The sequence below is a fragment of the Kitasatospora sp. NPDC091257 genome (genome assembly GCF_044757675.1).
In the GTDB taxonomy this organism is placed as follows: Bacteria; Actinomycetota; Actinomycetes; order Streptomycetales; family Streptomycetaceae; genus Kitasatospora; species Kitasatospora lactacystinica.
Map to the genome: position 1 here is coordinate 1 of NZ_JBIVVI010000889.1, position 3,895 is coordinate 3,895.

The 3,895-nt window shown below is 75.5% G+C and carries 4 protein-coding genes; 2 read left to right on the top strand and 2 right to left on the bottom strand.

Annotation, left to right across the window (positions count from 1 at the left end):
- Positions 1–732, bottom strand: a 732-nt coding sequence (locus tag ACIQOV_RS31465; protein ID WP_401054065.1) for a DedA family protein, incomplete at its 3' end; no start/stop codon positions are given.
- Positions 733–921: 189 nt separating this feature from the next.
- Between ACIQOV_RS31465 and ACIQOV_RS31470 the strand changes: the two genes are divergently transcribed.
- Positions 922–1,428 (top strand): hypothetical protein, encoded by a 507-nt coding sequence (locus ACIQOV_RS31470; RefSeq protein ID WP_401054067.1) that lies wholly within the window; start codon positions 922–924, stop codon positions 1,426–1,428.
- A 60-nt stretch (positions 1,429–1,488) separates the two neighbouring features.
- Here the strand turns inward: ACIQOV_RS31470 and ACIQOV_RS31475 are convergent, their stop codons facing one another.
- Complete coding sequence (locus ACIQOV_RS31475; protein ID WP_401054068.1) at positions 1,489–2,292, bottom strand: nucleotidyltransferase domain-containing protein; 804 nt, start codon at positions 2,290–2,292, stop codon at positions 1,489–1,491.
- Between the two features lie 255 nt (positions 2,293–2,547).
- Here ACIQOV_RS31475 and ACIQOV_RS31480 point away from each other — a divergent pair, with 255 nt between their 5' ends.
- A complete protein-coding gene (locus ACIQOV_RS31480; RefSeq protein ID WP_401054070.1) occupies positions 2,548–3,774 on the top strand; it encodes a glycosyltransferase in 1,227 nt (408 codons plus the stop codon).
- Positions 3,775–3,895: the final 121 nt, after the last annotated feature.

Genomic DNA, 3,895 nt, shown 5'->3' on the forward strand with positions numbered 1-3,895 from the left:
GGGAGCTGCTCGCGGACGTCGACCGGCACCTCGTGGTGTACGCGTACATGGGCGTGTACCCGCGCTCGCCCGGCGGTGCTGGGCGGCGCTCTCGCCGCCGCGGCTGCGGACGCGCATCACGACGTACCCGGCCACGGCCAGCACGACCACGACCAGGACCGCCTTGGAGAGCAGCCCGACGTACGTCTCCACCACGTCCCAGCGGTCCCCGAGCAGGAAGCCGGCCATCACCAGCACGCTGTTCCACACCAGGCTGCCGATCGTGGTCAGCATGACGAACGCGGGCAGCGGCATCCGCTCGACCCCGGCCGGTACCGAGATCAGACTGCGGAAGATCGGCACCATCCGGCCCAGCAGCACCGCCTTCGTTCCGTGCCGGGCGAACCAGGCCTCGGTGCGCTCCAGGTCGGAGGCCTTGACCAGCGGCAGCCGGGCCCAGATCGCGTGCATCCGCTCCCGGCCGAACAGGGCGCCCAGCCAGTAGAGGACGACGGCCCCGGCGACCGAACCGAGGGTGGTCCAGGTCAGCGCGGACGCGAGGCTGATCACGCCCTGCCCGGCGGCGAAGCCCGTCAGCGGCAGGATCACCTCGCTGGGCAGCGGCGGGAAGAGGTTCTCCAGCGCGATCGCCAGGCCGGCCCCGGGGCCGCCCATGGTGTCGACCAGGTCGGCCGCCCAGCCGGCGAACCCGTCGGCGGGCTGCTGGGCGATGGCGAGGACGGTGTGCGGCATGCGGGGCTCCAAGGTGGTCGGGGGACTGCTCGTCCCCGGCTGGCTCCACGCTAGAAACCGCAGGTCAGTGGCGGTATGAGGGTTTCCGGCGACCCTCCTGCGGTTTCCCGCAGCACGCCACCCTGCGTTTCCCGCAGGGCCGCGGATACCGGGTGGCGACGGCCGCTGTCGTCTTGTCAGGATGTCGCCATGAACGACGCCTTCACCCTGGCCTGGCGGTACACCACCGGGCTCGTCCACCCCGAGGACCTGCCGATGGCCGCCGCCGACCTGCTGGCGGCGGGAGTCGGTGCGCAGTCGGCCGCGCTGTGCGACCTGGCGGGGCGTCGGGGCCGCGGCGAGCGCTCGGCCGAACTCGGCGGGCTGCTGTGGCAGGCGATGGCCGAGCTCGGCCTGCCGGTGCCGGACGACGACTTCGTCGGGCGCTGCCTGCTGCACCGCACGGCGGCCCGGCTGATGTCGGAGGAGATCACGTCGGGGGACGCCGTCAGCGAGCTCTGGCGGGCGAGCGGCGGGGCCGCGAACGCGGCGGAACAGCGGTTCGTGGCGCTGGCCGACCAGGTCTGCTGCCCGGACTGCCTCGGCGACCGGGCGTCCGGGGCGCGGCAGGGCTGGGAGCGGGAGCTGCGGGCGGCGGCCGTCGAGGTGGCGTCGGCCGCCGACCACGGGTTCACCGTCTCCTGGTACCGGGACTGACCGCCCCGCCGGGAGCCCGGGGGTGGCTCGGCGGCCCGGCCCAGCGGGCCGGCCGGCGGCTCAGCGGCCCAGTGCGGCCACGGTCTCCCGGGTCAGCTCCCGTGCCCGGGCGACCGCGGCCGTCAGCTCGGCCGCCGATCCGCCGGGCGCGGCGAGCAGGCCGCGTGCCGTCGTGCCGAAGTCCGCCGGAGTGTCCGGCAGTTGCTCCGCCACGGCCAGGGCGCCCTTCTCGTTGAGGCACCAGCGGCGGTGGTGGGCGTGGAGGGCCTGGACCAGGATGCCGACGGCGCGCGACAGGCAGAGCGAGACGTGCAGGGCATCGGCGCGGGCGGCACTCTTCGCGGCGGTGTCGAGCAGGAAGCCGGCCTCCCAGGTGGCCGCGGTGAGGGCGTCGCGCAGCGGCTCCGGATAGTCGGCGGCCTGCTCCTTGAGCCGCGTCAACTCCCCGGTGGGGTCGGCCAGCGGCAGTCCGAGGGCGACCTCGCCCGGGTAGCAGGGCGACCAGAAGCCGAGCGGGTGGCCGGCCTGCGTTCCCACCTCGACGTGGCCCCGGCGGCAGTCCGCCCACACCCGCCCGACCCGGTCGAGGTCCCGCAGGATCCAGTCCACGGCGACACCCTCGACCCGCAGCCACGCCCCGCCGTTCACCCACGGGCCCCAGCCGCCCGGCCCGGCCACCTCGACCTCCGGCCCGGCGAGCGCCCGCAGCGCGTCGAGGTCGAGGGCGCCCCGGTAGTACACCCCGAGGTCCCAGTCCGACTCCGGCCGTTCCTCGCCCCGGGCCCGGCTCCCGCCGAGCATCACCCCCACCACGCCCGGCACACGGGTGAGTTGAGAGGCCATGTTCTCAATGACGGTGCGCATGGGGAGAGTCTGCCAGGCGCTTCGGCGCCCGCCCGGGGAATTGCGGCGCCCGCCCGGTGCGTCGTGGCGGTTCGGCGTCGCGGAGGCGTCCGGAGGCGTCCGGAGGCGTCCGGAGGCGTCCGGAGGCGTCCGGAGGCGTACCCACTCCTCGCCACTCTCAACGTATAGCGCACGGGGGGCCTTGCCACAAGGCCCCGGTGCTGCCGCAGAATCACCGGCTCAAGGACGCAATCCGAGGGAACGGGGAGTCACGACGTGCGAGTGGTGTTGTCGACGTACGGGTCGCGCGGGGACGTCGAGCCGATGGCCGCGCTGGCGCTGCGGCTGCGGGAACTGGGTGCCGAGGCGCGGGTGTGCGCGCCGCCGGACGAGGAGTTCGCGGCCCGGCTGGCCGAGGCCGGGGTCGAACTGGTGCCGGTAGGGCAGTCGGTGCGTTCGCTGGTCAGCGGGCCGCCCCCGGCGCCCTCGGAACTCCCCGAGCGCGCGGCCCGGTTGGTCGAGCAGTTCCACGCGGCGGTGCTCGGGGCGGCCGAGCCGGGCGGTGCGGTCGTGGCCACCGGCCTGTTCCCGGCGGTGGCCGGAGCCCAGGCGGCGGCCGAGCAGTTGGGTGCCCGCTTCACCTGCGTCGCCCTCCAGCCGACCATGCTGCCCTCCCCGCACCACCGGCCGTTCGAGTACCCGATGCTGCCGTACCCGCCGGAGGTGACCGACCCCCGGGAGCTGTGGGAGCTCAACATCGGGACGATGAACGCGCTGTTCGGCGCGGCGGTCAACACCCACCGGGCGGCCGTCGGACTGCCCGTGGCCGACAACGTCCGGGACCACGTCCTCACCGGACGGCCGTGGCTGGCCACCGACCCGCTGCTCGACCCGTGGCCGGGCCCGGGCGGGGGCGCGGCCGGCGCGGCCTGGCCCGAGACGGTGCAGACCGGCGCGTGGATCCTGCCGGACGAACGCCCGCTGCCCGCCGACCTGTCGGCCTTCCTGGCGGCCGGCGAGCCGCCGGTGTACGTCGGCTTCGGCAGCATGCCGCTGCGCGACCCGGTGGAGGCGGCCCGGGTCGCCGTCGAGGCGGTCCGGGCGCAGGGCCGGCGGGTACTGCTCGGCCGCGGCTGGGCCCGACTGGCCGAGGTGGACGGGGCCGAGGACTGCTTCGCGGTCGGCGAGGTCAACCAGCAGGCGCTGTTTCCGAAGCTCGCGGCCGTCGTCCACCACGGCGGCGCGGGCACCACCACCACGGCCGCCCGGGCCGGCGCGCCGCAGGTGCTGGTCCCGCAGATCGTGGACCAGCCCTACTGGGCCTCGCGGGTGGCGGAGCTGGGCATCGGCGTCGCCCACGACGGCCCGACCCCGACCGCCGGATCCCTCACCGCGGCCCTCCGCCACGTCCTCGCCCCCGCCACCCGTGAGCGCGCCGCCGCCGTCGCCGCCGGCATCCGCACGGACGGTTCGACGGTGGCCGCGCAGCTGCTGCTCGGCTGAGGGGTGGGCGAGGAGTGGGGGGGGGGGGCGGCCCCCGGGGCGCCCCCCCCCCCCCCCCCCCCCGCCGGGCCCCCCCCCCCCAAAACAAACAACAAAAAAAAAAAATGAAACAGATTAAAAG